The 14,307-nt window shown below is 64.7% G+C and carries 8 protein-coding genes; 7 read left to right on the top strand and 1 reads right to left on the bottom strand.

What is annotated here, in order from left to right:
* The first annotated feature begins 233 nt into the window (after nt 1-233).
* The 5 genes from hutU to hutG all read left to right on the top strand — a co-directional run bounded on the left by hutU (nt 234) and on the right by hutG (nt 7,049).
* Nucleotides 234-1,907 carry a urocanate hydratase gene (gene hutU / locus IAE33_RS16205; RefSeq protein ID WP_060480767.1) on the top strand — a complete coding sequence of 558 codons (1,674 nt, stop codon included), beginning with the start codon at nt 234-236 and terminating at the stop codon, nt 1,905-1,907.
* A gap of 82 nt (nt 1,908-1,989) precedes the next feature.
* Complete coding sequence (hutH, locus tag IAE33_RS16200; protein WP_201164261.1) at nt 1,990-3,546, top strand: histidine ammonia-lyase; 1,557 nt, start codon at nt 1,990-1,992, stop codon at nt 3,544-3,546.
* 64 nt (nt 3,547-3,610) lie between these two features.
* Nucleotides 3,611-5,014 (top strand): amino acid permease, encoded by a 1,404-nt coding sequence (locus IAE33_RS16195; protein WP_201164260.1) that lies wholly within the window; start codon nt 3,611-3,613, stop codon nt 5,012-5,014.
* 15 nt (nt 5,015-5,029) lie between these two features.
* On the top strand, nt 5,030-6,235 hold the full coding sequence (gene hutI / locus IAE33_RS16190) for an imidazolonepropionase (RefSeq protein ID WP_201164259.1): 1,206 nt from the start codon (nt 5,030-5,032) through the stop codon (nt 6,233-6,235).
* Between the two features lie 10 nt (nt 6,236-6,245).
* Entirely contained in the window at nt 6,246-7,049 is an 804-nt protein-coding gene (gene hutG / locus IAE33_RS16185; RefSeq protein WP_201164258.1) for an N-formylglutamate deformylase, read from the top strand.
* A gap of 179 nt (nt 7,050-7,228) precedes the next feature.
* On the opposite strand, the gene IAE33_RS16180 is transcribed toward hutG, so the two are convergent.
* A complete protein-coding gene (locus IAE33_RS16180; protein WP_236406714.1) occupies nt 7,229-12,679 on the bottom strand; it encodes a dermonecrotic toxin domain-containing protein in 5,451 nt (1,816 codons plus the stop codon).
* Between the two features lie 166 nt (nt 12,680-12,845).
* Between IAE33_RS16180 and pip the strand changes: the two genes are divergently transcribed.
* Both pip and dtd read left to right on the top strand, forming a co-directional pair.
* On the top strand, nt 12,846-13,817 hold the full coding sequence (pip, locus tag IAE33_RS16175) for a prolyl aminopeptidase (protein ID WP_060480761.1): 972 nt from the start codon (nt 12,846-12,848) through the stop codon (nt 13,815-13,817).
* A complete protein-coding gene (dtd, locus tag IAE33_RS16170) occupies nt 13,814-14,245 on the top strand; it encodes a D-aminoacyl-tRNA deacylase (RefSeq protein ID WP_201164257.1) in 432 nt (143 codons plus the stop codon). Before pip ends, dtd begins: the two co-directional genes overlap by 4 nt.
* Nucleotides 14,246-14,307 lie beyond the last annotated feature (62 nt).

Below are 14,307 nucleotides of genomic sequence, written 5' to 3'. Positions count from 1 at the left end.
CGTAGGAGCGAGCAAAGCTCGCGATGCGCCGCGCGGGCGGCGCTCGATCTCCCAGGCGCTGCACCTATAAAGGCGAACACCCGCCAGCCCAACCGCATTCGTCGGTAAAGCACCGTGAGGCCCCTAGAGTCATCTAGAAATTTCGGTTGTCCATGCTTGTACATACAAGTAAAGATGTGTTTGTATGCCCGCCATGCCCCATCTGCCCGCGGACGACCGCAGAGGACCTTCCCGTGACTGACAACAACAAATACCGTGACGTTGAAATCCGTGCCCCCCGTGGCAACAAGCTCACCGCCAAGAGCTGGCTGACCGAAGCCCCGCTGCGCATGCTGATGAACAACCTGGACCCCCAAGTGGCAGAAAACCCCAGGGAACTGGTGGTTTACGGCGGCATTGGCCGTGCTGCGCGCAACTGGGCCTGCTACGACAAGATCGTCGAAACCCTCACCCGCCTGGAAGACGACGAAACCTTGCTGGTGCAGTCGGGCAAGCCCGTGGGTGTGTTCAAGACCCACAGCAACGCGCCCCGCGTGCTGATCGCCAACTCCAACCTGGTCCCGCACTGGGCCAATTGGGAACACTTCAACGAGCTGGATGCCAAGGGCCTGGCCATGTACGGCCAGATGACCGCCGGCAGCTGGATCTACATTGGCAGCCAAGGCATCGTCCAAGGTACTTACGAAACCTTCGTCGAAGCAGGCCGCCAGCACTATGGCGGCAGCCTCAAAGGCAAATGGGTGCTTACCGCCGGCCTGGGCGGCATGGGCGGTGCTCAGCCCCTGGCCGCTACGCTGGCCGGCGCCTGCTCGCTGAACATCGAATGCCAGCAGAGCCGTATCGATTTCCGCCTCGAAACCCGCTATGTGGATGAACAGGCCACCGACCTGGACGACGCTCTGGCCCGTATCGCCCGCTATACCGCCGAGGGCAAGGCCATTTCCATCGCCCTGCATGGCAACGCGGCTGAAATTCTGCCCGAGCTGGTGAAGCGCGGCGTACGCCCGGACATGGTCACCGACCAGACCAGCGCCCACGACCCGCTCAACGGTTACCTGCCCGCAGGCTGGAGCTGGGAGCAATACCGTGACCGCGCCCAGACCGAGCCGGCTGCCGTGGTCAAGGCGGCCAAGCAGTCCATGGCCGTGCATGTGCAGGCGATGCTCGACTTCCAGAAGCAGGGCATTCCCACCTTCGACTACGGTAACAACATTCGCCAGATGGCCAAGGAAGAGGGCGTTGCCAATGCCTTCGACTTCCCGGGCTTTGTCCCGGCCTACATCCGCCCGCTGTTCTGCCGCGGCATCGGCCCGTTCCGCTGGGCCGCGCTGTCTGGCGATGCCCAGGACATCTACAAGACCGATGCCAAGGTCAAGGAACTGATCCCCGATGACGCCCACCTGCACCGCTGGCTGGACATGGCCCGCGAGCGCATCAGCTTCCAGGGCCTGCCAGCCCGCATCTGCTGGGTGGGCCTGGGCCTGCGCGCCAAGCTGGGCCTGGCGTTCAACGAAATGGTCCGCAGCGGCGAGTTGTCGGCGCCCATCGTGATTGGCCGCGATCACCTGGACTCCGGCTCGGTAGCCAGCCCCAACCGCGAAACCGAAGCCATGCGCGACGGTTCCGATGCCGTTTCCGACTGGCCGCTGCTCAACGCCCTGCTCAATACGGCCAGCGGTGCCACCTGGGTATCGCTGCACCACGGGGGCGGCGTTGGCATGGGCTTCTCCCAGCACTCCGGCATGGTCATCGTGTGCGACGGCACCGATGAAGCCGCCGCCCGCATCGCCCGGGTGCTGGCCAACGACCCTGGCACCGGCGTAATGCGCCATGCCGATGCTGGCTACGACATCGCCATCGACTGCGCCCGCGAGCAAGGCCTGGACCTGCCGATGATAACCGGCTGACCGCCACGCTTTGGCTCGCACCCTTCGCGGGTGATACTGAACAACAAGAAGGGGCACGCCGGCGCCGACAGACACGCCCGCCATGCCCCGCGACTGGAGTAGCAACGTGACCCAACTTACCCTCAAGCCCGGCGCCCTGACCCTTGCCCAGCTGCGCGCCATTCATGACGCGCCCGTACGCCTGCAGCTCGACCCAGGGGCTGCGGCCGGTATCGACGCAAGCGTGGCCTGTGTCGAACAGATCATTGCCGAAGACCGCACCGCCTATGGCATCAACACAGGTTTCGGCCTGCTGGCGTCCACCCGCATCGCCAGCCACGATCTGGAAAACCTGCAGCGCTCGCTGGTGCTGTCCCATGCCGCCGGGGTTGGCGCACCGCTGGACGATGCCCTGGTGCGGCTGATCATGGTGCTGAAGATCAACAGCCTCAGCCGCGGCTTCTCGGGTATTCGCCGCAAGGTGATCGATGCGCTGATCGCCCTGGTGAACGCCGAGGTGTACCCCCACATTCCGCTGAAGGGTTCGGTAGGTGCTTCCGGTGACCTGGCGCCATTGGCGCACATGTCGCTGGTGCTGCTGGGCGAGGGCAAGGCCCGTCACCACGGCCAGTGGTTACCCGCAACTGAAGCGCTGGCCGTTGCCGGCCTTGAGCCCCTGACCCTGGCGGCCAAAGAGGGCCTGGCCCTGCTGAACGGTACCCAGGCCTCCACCGCCTACGCCCTGCGGGGTCTGTTCCATGGCGAAGACCTGTATGCGGCTGGCATCGCCTGTGGTGCCCTGAGCGTCGAGGCTGCGCTGGGTTCGCGCTCGCCGTTCGATGCCCGTATCCATGAGGTGCGCGGCCAGCGCGGGCAGATCGATACGGCAGCCTGCTTCCGCGACCTGCTGGGCGAAGCCAGCGAGGTTTCGCTGTCGCACAAGAACTGCGACAAGGTCCAGGACCCTTACTCGCTGCGATGCCAACCGCAGGTCATGGGAGCCTGCCTTACCCAGTTGCGCCAGGCCGCCGAGGTGCTGGGTGTCGAGGCCAACGCCGTATCGGACAACCCGCTGGTGTTTGCCGCCGAAGGCGACGTGGTTTCCGGGGGTAATTTCCACGCCGAACCGGTAGCCATGGCCGCCGACAACCTGGCCCTGGCCATTGCCGAAATTGGCTCGCTCAGCGAACGCCGCATCTCGCTGATGATGGACAAGCACATGTCCCAGCTGCCGCCATTCCTGGTGGAAAACGGCGGGGTCAACTCGGGCTTCATGATCGCCCAGGTGACCGCAGCGGCACTGGCCAGCGAAAACAAGGCGCTGTCGCACCCGCACAGTGTCGACAGCCTGCCGACGTCTGCCAACCAGGAAGACCACGTGTCCATGGCCCCGGCAGCCGGCAAGCGCCTGTGGGAGATGGCCGAAAACACCCGTGGGGTGCTGGCGATCGAGTGGCTGGGTGCGTGCCAGGGGCTGGACCTGCGCAAGGGCCTGAAGACCTCGTCCAAGCTGGAGCAGGCCCGCCAGGCGCTGCGCAGCGAAGTACCGCACTATGACCGTGACCGTTTCTTCGCGCCGGACATCGAAAAGGCTGTGGAACTGTTGGCCAAAGGCAGCCTGACCGGTTTGCTGCCGGCGGGGGTACTGCCCAGCCTGTAATGCCTGAGGGGCTGCGCAGCAGCCCCGTGCCCTCACGACCACAAAAACAATTCAAGGACGTGACATGCAACAAGCTCAAGGTCTCAAACGCGGGCTCAGTGCCCGCCACATCCGTTTCATGGCCTTAGGTTCCGCCATCGGTACCGGCCTGTTCTACGGCTCCGCTTCTGCCATCCAGATGGCCGGCCCTGCCGTGCTGCTGGCCTACCTGATCGGCGGCGCAGCGGTGTTCATGGTCATGCGCGCCCTGGGTGAAATGGCCGTGCACAACCCCGTGGCCGGTTCCTTCGGCCATTACGCCAGCACGTACCTGGGGCCCATGGCGGGCTTCATCCTCGGCTGGACCTACGCCTTCGAGATGGTCATCGTGGCCATCGCCGACGTGACCGCCTTCGGTATCTACATGGGCTTCTGGTTCCCGGAAGTAGCCCGCTGGATCTGGGTGCTGGGCATTGTCTTCCTGATCGGCGGCCTGAACCTGTGCAACGTCAAGGTCTTCGGCGAGATGGAGTTCTGGCTGTCGCTGCTCAAGGTCGGCGCCATTATCGCCATGATCCTGGCAGGCCTGGGCATCATGGCGTTCGGCTTCAGCCAGGTGGGTAGCGGCCATGCGGTTGGCCTCGGCAACCTGTTCGACCATGGCGGCTTCATGCCCAATGGCGTAGGGGGCCTGATCGCTTCTTTCGCGGTGGTGATGTTCGCGTTTGGCGGCATCGAGATCATCGGCGTGACCGCAGGCGAGGCCAAGGACCCGCAGCGGGTGATCCCCAAGGCGATCAACGCGGTGCCGCTGCGCATCCTGCTGTTCTACGTGCTCACCCTGTTCGTGCTGATGTGCCTGTACCCCTGGCCGCAAATCGGTAGCCAGGGCAGCCCCTTCGTGCAGATCTTCAGCAACCTGGGGATCGGCTCTGCAGCAGCGGTGCTGAACATCGTGGTGATCTCTGCGGCGGTGTCTGCCATCAACAGCGATATCTTCGGCGCGGGCCGCATGATGTATGGGCTGGCCCAGCAAGGCCATGCACCACGCGGGTTCAGCCACCTGTCCCGGCACGGCGTACCCTGGATGACCGTAATGGTGATGGGCGCTGCGCTGCTTGTCGGCGTGCTGCTGAACTACCTGATCCCGGAAAACGTGTTCCTGCTGATTGCTTCCATCGCTACCTTCGCCACGGTGTGGGTCTGGCTGATGATCCTGGTGACCCAGGTTGCCATGCGCCGGCGCATGAGCCGTGAGCAGATGGCCCAGCTCAAGTTCCCGGTACCGTTCTGGCCCTACGGCCCGGCCATGGCGATCGCGTTCATGGTGTTCATCTTCGGTGTGCTTGGCTACTTCCCCGACACCCAGGCGGCATTGCTGGTCGGGCTGGTGTGGCTGGTGTTCCTGGTGGCGTCCTACCTGCTGTGGTGCAAGCCGCGCGCCGGGCAGGGCAGGCCGGTTGCGGAACGTGCCGAACTGCACCGTTAGCAAAGGAGACTGTACATGAGAACCCTCTGGCAGCACTGCCACGTGGCAACCATGGTCGACGGCCATTATTCGGCGGTCGAAGACGCAGCCATCGTCACCTGTGATGGGCTTGTGGAATGGGTGGGCCCCAAGGCCGAGCTGACCGCGCCCATGCCCGAGCGCACGGTGGACCTGGGCGGTGCCTGGGTGACGCCTGGGCTTATCGACTGCCATACCCATGCCGTGTTTGGCGGTAACCGCAGTGGCGAGTTCGAGCAGCGTCTCAAGGGCGTGAGTTACGCTGAAATTGCCGCCCAGGGCGGGGGTATCGCCAGTACGGTGCGGGCCACCCGGGCGGCCAGTGAAGAGGCGCTGTTCGCCAGCGCCCGTCAGCGGGTCATGGCCCTGATGCGCGACGGCGTGACCACGCTGGAAGTGAAGTCCGGCTACGGCCTTGACCTTGCCAGCGAGCGCAAGATGCTGCGCGTGGTCAGGCGCCTGGGGCAGGCGTTGCCGCTGACCGTGCGCGCTACCTGCCTGGCCGCACACGCACTGCCGCCCGAGTACAGTGGCAGGCCTGATGATTACATCACGCACATCTGCGAGCAGATGCTGCCGGCGTTGGCTGCCGAAGGCCTGGTGGATGCGGTGGACGCCTTCTGTGAACACCTGGCGTTCTCGCCCGCGCAGGTAGAGCGCGTGTTCATCGCGGCGCGCAAACTGGGCCTGCCGGTCAAGCTGCATGCCGAGCAGCTCTCATCGTTGCACGGCTCCAGCCTGGCCGCCCGCTACCAGGCGCTGTCGGCCGATCACCTGGAATTCATGACCGAAGAGGACGCCATCGCCATGGCGGCCGCCGGAACGGTCGCGGTGTTGCTACCCGGGGCGTTCTACTTCCTGCGGGAAACCCAGTTGCCGCCGATGGCTGCATTGCGCCGCCACGGTGTGAAGATGGCCCTGGCCACCGACCTGAACCCGGGTACTTCGCCCGGGTTGTCACTGCGCCTGATGCTGAACATGGGCTGCACCTGCTTTGGCCTCACACCTGAAGAGGCCCTGGCTGGTGTCACCGTGCACGCCGCCACCGCGCTGGGCCTTGGCCACAGCCATGGCACGTTGCAAGCGGGCAAGGTGGCCGACTTCGTGGCCTGGCACATCGAACGCCCCGCCGACCTGGCCTACTGGCTGGGCGGCGACCTGCCCAAGCGCATCGTGCGCAGCGGGCAAGAAATCACCCATTGAGCGAGGCCCCATGGAACAAGCACTGAGTTTTCACCAAGGCCGCCTGCCGCTGCTGATCAGCATGCCCCATGCCGGCCTGCGCTTGAGCAGCGCGGTGCGCGACGGGCTGGTCGATGCAGCGCAAGGCTTGCCGGACACCGACTGGCATATCCCCAGGCTGTACGGCTTTGCCCAGGAAATGGGCGCCAGTGTGCTGGCGGCGGAGTACTCACGCTTCGTTATCGACTTGAACCGCCCGCAGGATGACAAACCGTTGTACGCCGGGGCTACCACTGGCCTGTTCCCCGCGACGCTGTTCGACGGCCAGCCCCTGTTCAAGGACGGGCTGGCACCTACCGCCGAGCAACGCCAACAGTACCTGGAGCAGGTCTGGCAGGCGTACCACGGCACATTGCAGCGCGAGCTTGAGCGCCTGCGCGCGCAGTTTGGCTACGCCCTGCTGTGGGATGCCCACTCGATCCGCTCATGCATCCCCCACCTGTTCGATGGCACGCTGCCGGATTTCAACCTCGGCACCTTCAATGGCGCCAGTTGCGATGCCGCCCTTGCACAACAGCTGGAAGCGGTGTGTGCACAGGCCCAAGGCTACAGCCATGTGCTCAATGGCCGCTTCAAGGGCGGGCACATCACCCGTCATTATGGTGACCCGGCCGGGCATATCCATGCGGTGCAGCTGGAGCTTGCGCAAAGCACCTACATGCAGGAGCACGCGCCTTTCGACTACCGCGAAGACCTGGCCCAGCCCACCCAACACGTGCTGCGTGAGCTGTTGCAGGCCATGCTGGACTGGGGCCGTGCGCGGTACGGGCGTTAGCCGCGCCGCGCTTTCTAGGCTGCCCCACAAAAATTGGATAGGTGTCCAACTTTTGTGGGGCAGTCCAGTATGGCACCGGCTTCGCCGGTGTTCGCGGCTGAAGCCGCTCCCACACAGGTCCCTGCTAAATCAATATGTCATGTGCAGGTCCGTGAGCGCTTGCGATGAGCTGCGGTGCGTTACGTCTGATTGACCTGCGCAATCGTCAGGTCCCGCAGCAGTTCCAGCTCCTCTTGTACCGCGGCGGCCTGCAAGGCACCTTGCAGGTCCAGCTCCTGGGCCAGGGGATAGTCCAGGCTAGCCAGCGCCAGTACACGCTCGCGCAAGTGCGCCTGGATCTCGGCAAAGCGCTCGGCGTATTCGCCGCGCAGCCGTGTCGTCCAGTCATCGTTGGCCATCAGGTAGTCGATCAGCGGCTGGCCCCGTTCGCTGCGCCGTACTGCTTCCAGCACTTCGGAAAGCTCGTCAGGGGCCAGGTTGGCCGCACTGCGAAAACGCATGCTGTCGGCGATCGGCAGGTCCAGTTCCCGTGCCAGCTCCCGGCGGTAGGCCAGGCGCACCGAGACCAGGTCACCCTGCCTGGAACGCTGGCTGGCCAGGCGTTCGAGCTGTTCGATACGGAACAGCTGCAGCAGGCGCTGGCGCATGGCCTGTAGCGTGTCGCCTGCCTCGATCAGCAGGCGTTGCCCCATGAGGTACAGCTCGATGTTGTTGAATTCCTGCAGCGCCCCGTCGTGGCACGTCTGTGCGCCGCTTTCAGGGTCGGGCAGGGCCGCTTCGGCAATCGCCTCCATCACCGGGCGTTCGCGTTCGTTGCCGGCCGCAAGCACCAGCATCATCCGCACCCGCTCGCAAAAACTGCCACGGGTACCCGGTGCTACATACGGTGCCGCGTTGCGCAAGCGGCCCACCAGGCGCAGCAGGGGGCTCCCGCCCAGGGTTTGCCAGCTGTCCTGCAGTGCTGTGTTCTGCGCTTCGCTGCCCAGCAGCCAGTCTTCCAGCCGGGGCATGTCGTCGCCCATCAGCGGGAAGTGCGGGTGGTCGAGTGAGCCTTCGCTGGAACTGTCCACCAGCATCAGGTTTTCCGGAATGTCCAGGGCGAAGGAGTAGCTGTGCTGGCTGTCCGAGAAGGTGCGCACGCGCAGGATGGTTTCCAGGGGCAGTGGGTTGTCGAACAGCGCAATGGAGGAAATCGGCATGGGGTTGTTCAGGTTCGAGAGAATGTGCTCGGGCAACTCAGCGATGTTGTTGTTGCTCAGGTCCAGCAGCTCCAGCGGCAGCAGGCTGTCGCACCAGTTTGGCCAGCCCTGCAGGTTCATGTTGGCCAGGGTCAGCGATTGCAGGTTGTGAGCCAGCCGGGTGGGCACCTGGGCGATGGCTGCCGAGCGGTTGCCGGACAGATCGAGCGATGTCAGGTGCTCCAGGCGGGCAAAGGTTTCCAGCATGGTCTGGTCAACCTCCAGCCCCATGTTGCGGAACTCCAGGTGCGTGAGACGGGGTAGGCGTACCAAGGTAGATGCCAGTGCCCCCGTGGCTTCCTGATGGCTGTCGATTGTGAGGCGCGTGATGTTGGGGAACCGGCTCAGCAGTTCATCGAGCTGCGCCGCGGACCCCTGCAGCCGCGTCAGGCTCAGTGCCCGTACCCGCTCGCCGAAAAACGGCGGCAGGCGCCGCGGAAAGTTGGCGATGGCGACGTCTTCCAGTTGCAGGCGCAGGTAATGCTGCCCTTGCTCCTGCTGCGCCCAGAACTGCGTGACAGCTGCCTGTATGCGCTGCCTGTCTTCCAGGGCTGCCTGGGTCAGCGGGTTGCTGGAGCTGGAGGCCTGGGCCCAGCCGTCGATGGCGTCACGCATCTGTTGCCGCTCTTCGCGCAGGCGTGCCAGGCGTTCGGCCAGCGTCGCCGGTTGGTCGGTGCTGATGCCGGAGGCGTCCATACGCTCGTTCAGCAGCAAGCGCTGCAAATGGGTTTCGTTGATGGCGTTGCCTTGCAGCGAAATCACCGGCGGGCTGGTCAGGGCCTCTGCCTCATTGAGCAGAAACGCAGGCAGTGCCCTGAGGTTATTGTCGCGCAGTGACAGGTGGGTGATGCGGGCCAGGGCGTCGCTGCCGACCCCAATCGGCCACTGGGAAAGCTGCATCTGGTTCAGCCCAAGGTAATCCAGGGTCAGCTCATGGAAGCTTGGGCTGTTGTTCTGCGCCAGGCGGTTGCCACTGAGGTCCAGGTAACGCAACTGGCCCAGGCCAGCCAGCAGGTTCACGTCACTTTCGGAAAGCGCCATGTTCTGGTTGGTCAGCACCAGCCGCTGCAAGCCCGGCAGTTGTTCGGCAATGGTGGGGATGCTGAACAGAAAAAACGAAGGCGTTGCCCTGGGATCATAGGGGCGGGTGATTTCCAGCGACTCGATGTTCGGCATCTGGCGCAGCAGGCGTTGCAACAGGCGCTCGTTCTGCGCCCAGCCCGACAGGGCGCCGGATGGCAGGTCGACCAGGCTCAGGCTGCGCACCTGAGCGTTGAAGAAGTCAGGCAGGGTCAGTGGTATATCGGCCAGTGGAACCTGGGTTACCCGTAGGTTGATTATTGGCGTGCTGCTGGCCTGCAACGCGCTGGCCTGCCAATGCTGCAGGATGGCCTCGCGCAGGTTGTCGTAACTGCGCGCAGCCTGATCGGAGGCCGGTGTGATGGCTTCGCCCCAGTCGTCCAGGCGGCTGATCAGTTCGTGGCGTTGTTCGAGCAAGGTCTGCAGGTGGTCGAGCATCTGCCGCTGGGATAGCCCCCTGCTGCCCAGCGCTTGCAGGGCCTGTTCCGCCGACCTGTCATCCACGGCAAGGCCTGCCGCCTGCGCTGCCGTGAGCAATGCCTGGCGCCCCACGCTCTGTGTGGCCGGGCCACCTCCTCCAAGGCGGTAACCCAGCCTGCCGTCGGCCAGGCGCATCGGCGAGCGATACCCGGGCCGCACGGGCTGCATCCCCAGCACCGCTCGTAGAGCGGCGCGGGGCAGTGGGGGGCGCTCCTGCAGCAACCGTTGCAGTGCTTGCGGATGGGCCACCCCCATCTGCGCCATGACCTGCGGCAATGCCTGGTGCAAGGCGGCATACAGGTTGCGGTGCAGCACGATCGCAGCATCTGGCTGGCTGTGTTCGTGAACGATGTAGCCGGCCCGTGCGTGGGTGATGGTGACGTGCGCCTCATCGCGTTCACCGCCCACCACATGTTCGGCTGCAGGCCAGGTGCTGCGCTGCAGCAGCCGTAGCCGTGTGCCGCCAGGCCAGCCGGGCAGCTGCACCAGGGTGTCGATGATCAGGCGGTCGCTGTCCCAGGTGCGCACGCACGCCAGATGAAGGCCCTCGTAGGCACGGGCCAGGCGTACCTGCTGCTGATACACGCGGATTTCTTCTGCTACACGCAGCGGTACTTTGCTGTGGGCCAGCATGTCGCGCTCGGCGCTGCTGAGCGCGGCTGCCACTTCTTCGCTCACCGCCTTCGGCAGCGCCGCATACGCTCGCTGGATGGCCTGGGCGTCGGCGCCTGTCGGGTTCCCAAGGGCCGCATAGGCTTCGCTGAAACGGGTGGCCCATGTGGTGGTATCGGCTTGCAGGCGTACGGACTGGTCCAGTTTGAAGCGTTGCAGGGTGTCTTGCAGCAAGGCCGGCAGCGGCAGTCTGTCTGCCAGCGACCGGCGCAACGCATCTTCGGAAACGCCGCTGACAGCAAGAATGCGGCGCAGGGTTGGTGCATCGAAGTGAGCGCTCAGATGCCCGGCGCGATGCAGCAAGGCGGTGCCCGACCAGTTGCGTGGCTGGTCCATGACGTGCAGCCATGCGCCAGCCCCGTTGTGCCGCAGGGGCGGCCGATAGCGGCGGGGCGTGTGTGGGTGCTCCACATGATAGTCACCCGTATCTGGCGAGCGGCCGACGGCATAGTGCTCATTCTCCAGAACCAGCCAGCTTCGGCCCTGGTAGTGACGCAGGCCGAGCGAGTCTGGCTCAAGCTCAGGCGGCAGCGGTTGCTGGCTGCGGTAGGGAGTGAGGTCCGGCTTCCACAGGCACAGCTGGCCGTCGGTTGTTTCGACTTCGTGCAGTTCCTCGATGAAGGAAGGCGTGGGCACCGGGGCGGGGGGGAGGCCCGGAGTGCCGCCTTGGCCCTTGATTACCTTGGCAGCGGCGGCAAAGGCGGCCATCGCGGCGACGTTCTCGACAACGTCCACCAGGTAACCGTAGGCAGTGTCGCGCTCGTCGTTGTGCCAGGCGTCGATCCCCTCGTACACCTCATGTGCCAGCTGGACCACGCATACAGCAAGCATCAGTTCGCCCAGGCCTGGGACGAAAAAGCCGGCGATGTTCAGTGCACCCAGTACTCGCCCGGCAATCAACTGCCGGTGCGCCTGGGCCGAGCGGCGGTCGACGATCTGGGTCGGGATGGCGTTGTAAAGCACGTCCATCTCATGGCGCTGGGCGCGCTGGAAGGCCATGGCGCCCTGGAAGGTATGGCGCAGGGGTTGGGCAACCGGATACAACTCGGCATGTGGTGTCGGCACCCGCTCACGTATGCCGCGCTCGCTCCACTGCAGGGGTGTCAGCCGGTCCCGCAGGCGGCTGATGGTAGAAGCCTGGTCACGGTCGGGTATGTGCCGGTCAAGGTAGGTGATGTCGGCCAGCAGCCGGTCACGCAGCGCCGAGTGCAACGCCTGGAGCGTCGGGAACTCCTTCAACGGCGTTGCCTCATCCTCGGGGATGTACAAGGCGACAGCCTGATGGCCGTCGGTGCGCAGTGTAACCAGCAGCACGCCGGTCAATTCGGTTTCCCAAAGCTGCACGAGGCTGAAGTGCACGCTGGCATTGGCCAAGGGCGGCTGGTCCAGGGGTACTCCCAGCGCGGCGGTATACAGCGCCTGGCTGATATCGCCCTTGAGCCTGGCAAAATGCAGTGCCTGGCGAAACGCCGACACCTGCGCATTGCCCAGGCAGCGGTAAACGGCCAGCGCCGCTTCATCGGACCCCGGGTAGTAAATGGCATGTAACCGGTCATGGTATTTGCCGCCGATATCCAGCGTGCGGCACAGCCCGGCGAAGTCCTCGGCAGGCATCGCCAACGCGTTGGTGATGGGCACGCTGCCCATGTAGCGGCGGTGGTCGACGATGACCGATTTTTTTAGCATGCCCGCGGGTGCGCTCATCCCGCCAGGCTCGGCAGCGCCCTGGTCGAAGTTGTGCAGCGCGCACTGCAGCAGCGAACGGGTGGCGCGGTCGACGGCCTGGCGGCTGTCGCCAACCGTGGCGGTGTCGACCTGGCGCGCATCGATGAGGTAGGTGGTGCGTACGTCCAGCTCCAGCCCGAATCGGTGCTTGATGGCGTCGCTCAGCAGGTCACAGGCGAAGCGTTCCAGGTCGGGCAGTTGCGTAAACAGCCTTTGCACCTGCGCCTGATTGTCACGGTGGCGGGCGTGCTCTGCCTGCCACGCCCTTGCTACATCGGGTTGCTGGGCAAGCGCTGGCGTCAGCCAGGCGGGGGCGAGGTGCCAGTTGCGCATGGCCTGGTGGATGGCCGGCGGTGCGGCCTTGAGCCAGGCAGGCACCTGGCGTTCAAGGGTGGCAGCGTGAAAGGTGGGTTGTTCGGTGGCTGCTGTTGGCATGGCGAGAGCCCTTCGGAGATGACAGGGCACTATCGCTGGCCGGTTGCGCCGGTAGGAGGTAGATATCTGTGGCCTGGTAGTGGCTCAGGTAAGCGGGGACGGTGCCGAAACTGCAATTCAGGTTTATGATGGCCCACGGCCGAACCATCCTCACACGGAGTGCGCAATGCAGACCCTCTACCCGCAGATCAAACCCTACGCCCGGCACGATCTGGCCGTGGAAGCGCCGCACGTGTTGTACGTTGATGAAAGCGGCTCGCCGGAGGGGTTGCCGGTGGTGTTCATCCACGGTGGGCCAGGCGCCGGTTGCGACGCTCAGAGCCGTTGCTACTTCGACCCCAACCTGTACCGCATCATCACCTTCGACCAGCGCGGTTGTGGCCGCTCCACGCCACACGCCAGCCTGGAAAACAACACCACCTGGCACCTGGTCGAGGACATGGAGCGTATCCGTGAGCACCTTGGCATCGATAAATGGGTGCTGTTCGGCGGCTCCTGGGGCTCCACCCTGGCGCTGGCCTACGCCCAGACTCACCCCGAGCGGGTTCACGGCCTGATCCTGCGGGGCATCTTCCTGTGCCGGCCGCAGGAAATTCAGTGGTTCTACCAGGAGGGCGCCAGCCGCCTGTTCCCGGATTACTGGCAGGACTACGTGGCACCGATCCCGCCCGAAGAACGCGGCGACCTGGTGGCTGCGTTCCACAAGCGCCTGACCGGCAGCGATCAGATCGCCCAGATGCACGCGGCCAAGGCCTGGTCTACCTGGGAGGGCCGTACGGCCACCCTGCGCCCCAACCCGCTGGTGGTGGACCGCTTCTCGGAGCCGCAGCGGGCGCTGTCGATTGCCCGCATCGAATGCCACTACTTCATGAACAATGCGTTTCTCGAGCCCGACCAGCTGATTCGCGATGTGCCTAAAATCGCCCATCTGCCGGCAGTGATCGTGCATGGTCGCTACGACGTCATCTGCCCGCTGGACAACGCCTGGGCATTGCACCAGGCCTGGCCCAACAGTGAGCTCAAGGTCATCCGCGATGCTGGCCATGCCGCCTCCGAGCCCGGTATCACCGACGCCTTGGTGCGGGCTGCCGACCAGATGGCCCGGCGCCTGCTGGACCTGCCCCTGGAAGAAGCATGAAAGGCCTGCTGCAGCGGGTGCGCGGTGCGCGCGTGGAAGTGGCGGGGCAGGTGGTAGGTGCCATCGACCAAGGGCTGCTGGTGTTGGTGGCCGTCGAGCCTGAAGATTCCCGCGAACAGGCCGACAAGCTGTTGCACAAGCTGTTGAACTACCGTGTGTTCAGCGATGAGCAGGGCAAGATGAACCGCTCGCTCAAAGAGGTGGGCGGTGGCTTGCTGCTGGTGTCGCAATTCACCCTGGCAGCGGATACCCGTAATGGCATGCGCCCGAGCTTTTCCACTGCGGCGCCACCTGCGCTTGGCGCCGAGTTGTTCGACTACCTGGTGGAGCGGGCCAAGGCCAGCCACCCCGAGGTTGCGACGGGCCAATTTGGTGCAGATATGCAGGTGCACCTGGTGAATGATGGCCCTGTAACATTAATGTTATAAATTTGAGGTTAAAAAACCCCTGCCCATTGGGAAAACAAGGGGTTTTGTACGATAAATAGTTG

It is taken from the genome of Pseudomonas sp. S60 (assembly GCF_016647865.1).
GTDB lineage: Bacteria > Pseudomonadota > Gammaproteobacteria > Pseudomonadales > Pseudomonadaceae > Aquipseudomonas > Aquipseudomonas parafulva.
The sequence above is the reverse complement of the archived record's forward strand: the minus strand, read 5'-3'. Positions and strand labels throughout refer to the sequence as shown.

What these genes read in the sequence shown, in the direction of transcription:
- pip (WP_060480761.1), top strand. Translation starts at nt 12,846, where the DNA reads ATGCAGACCCTCTACCCGCAGATCAAACCCTACGCCCGGCACGATCTG.
- dtd (WP_201164257.1), top strand. Translation starts at nt 13,814, where the DNA reads ATGAAAGGCCTGCTGCAGCGGGTGCGCGGTGCGCGCGTGGAAGTGGCG.
- IAE33_RS16195 (WP_201164260.1), top strand. Translation starts at nt 3,611, where the DNA reads ATGCAACAAGCTCAAGGTCTCAAACGCGGGCTCAGTGCCCGCCACATC.
- hutI (WP_201164259.1), top strand. Translation starts at nt 5,030, where the DNA reads ATGAGAACCCTCTGGCAGCACTGCCACGTGGCAACCATGGTCGACGGC.
- hutH (WP_201164261.1), top strand. Translation starts at nt 1,990, where the DNA reads ATGCCCCGCGACTGGAGTAGCAACGTGACCCAACTTACCCTCAAGCCC.
- hutG (WP_201164258.1), top strand. Translation starts at nt 6,246, where the DNA reads ATGGAACAAGCACTGAGTTTTCACCAAGGCCGCCTGCCGCTGCTGATC.
- IAE33_RS16180 (WP_236406714.1), bottom strand. Translation starts at nt 12,679, where the DNA reads ATGCCAACAGCAGCCACCGAACAACCCACCTTTCACGCTGCCACCCTT.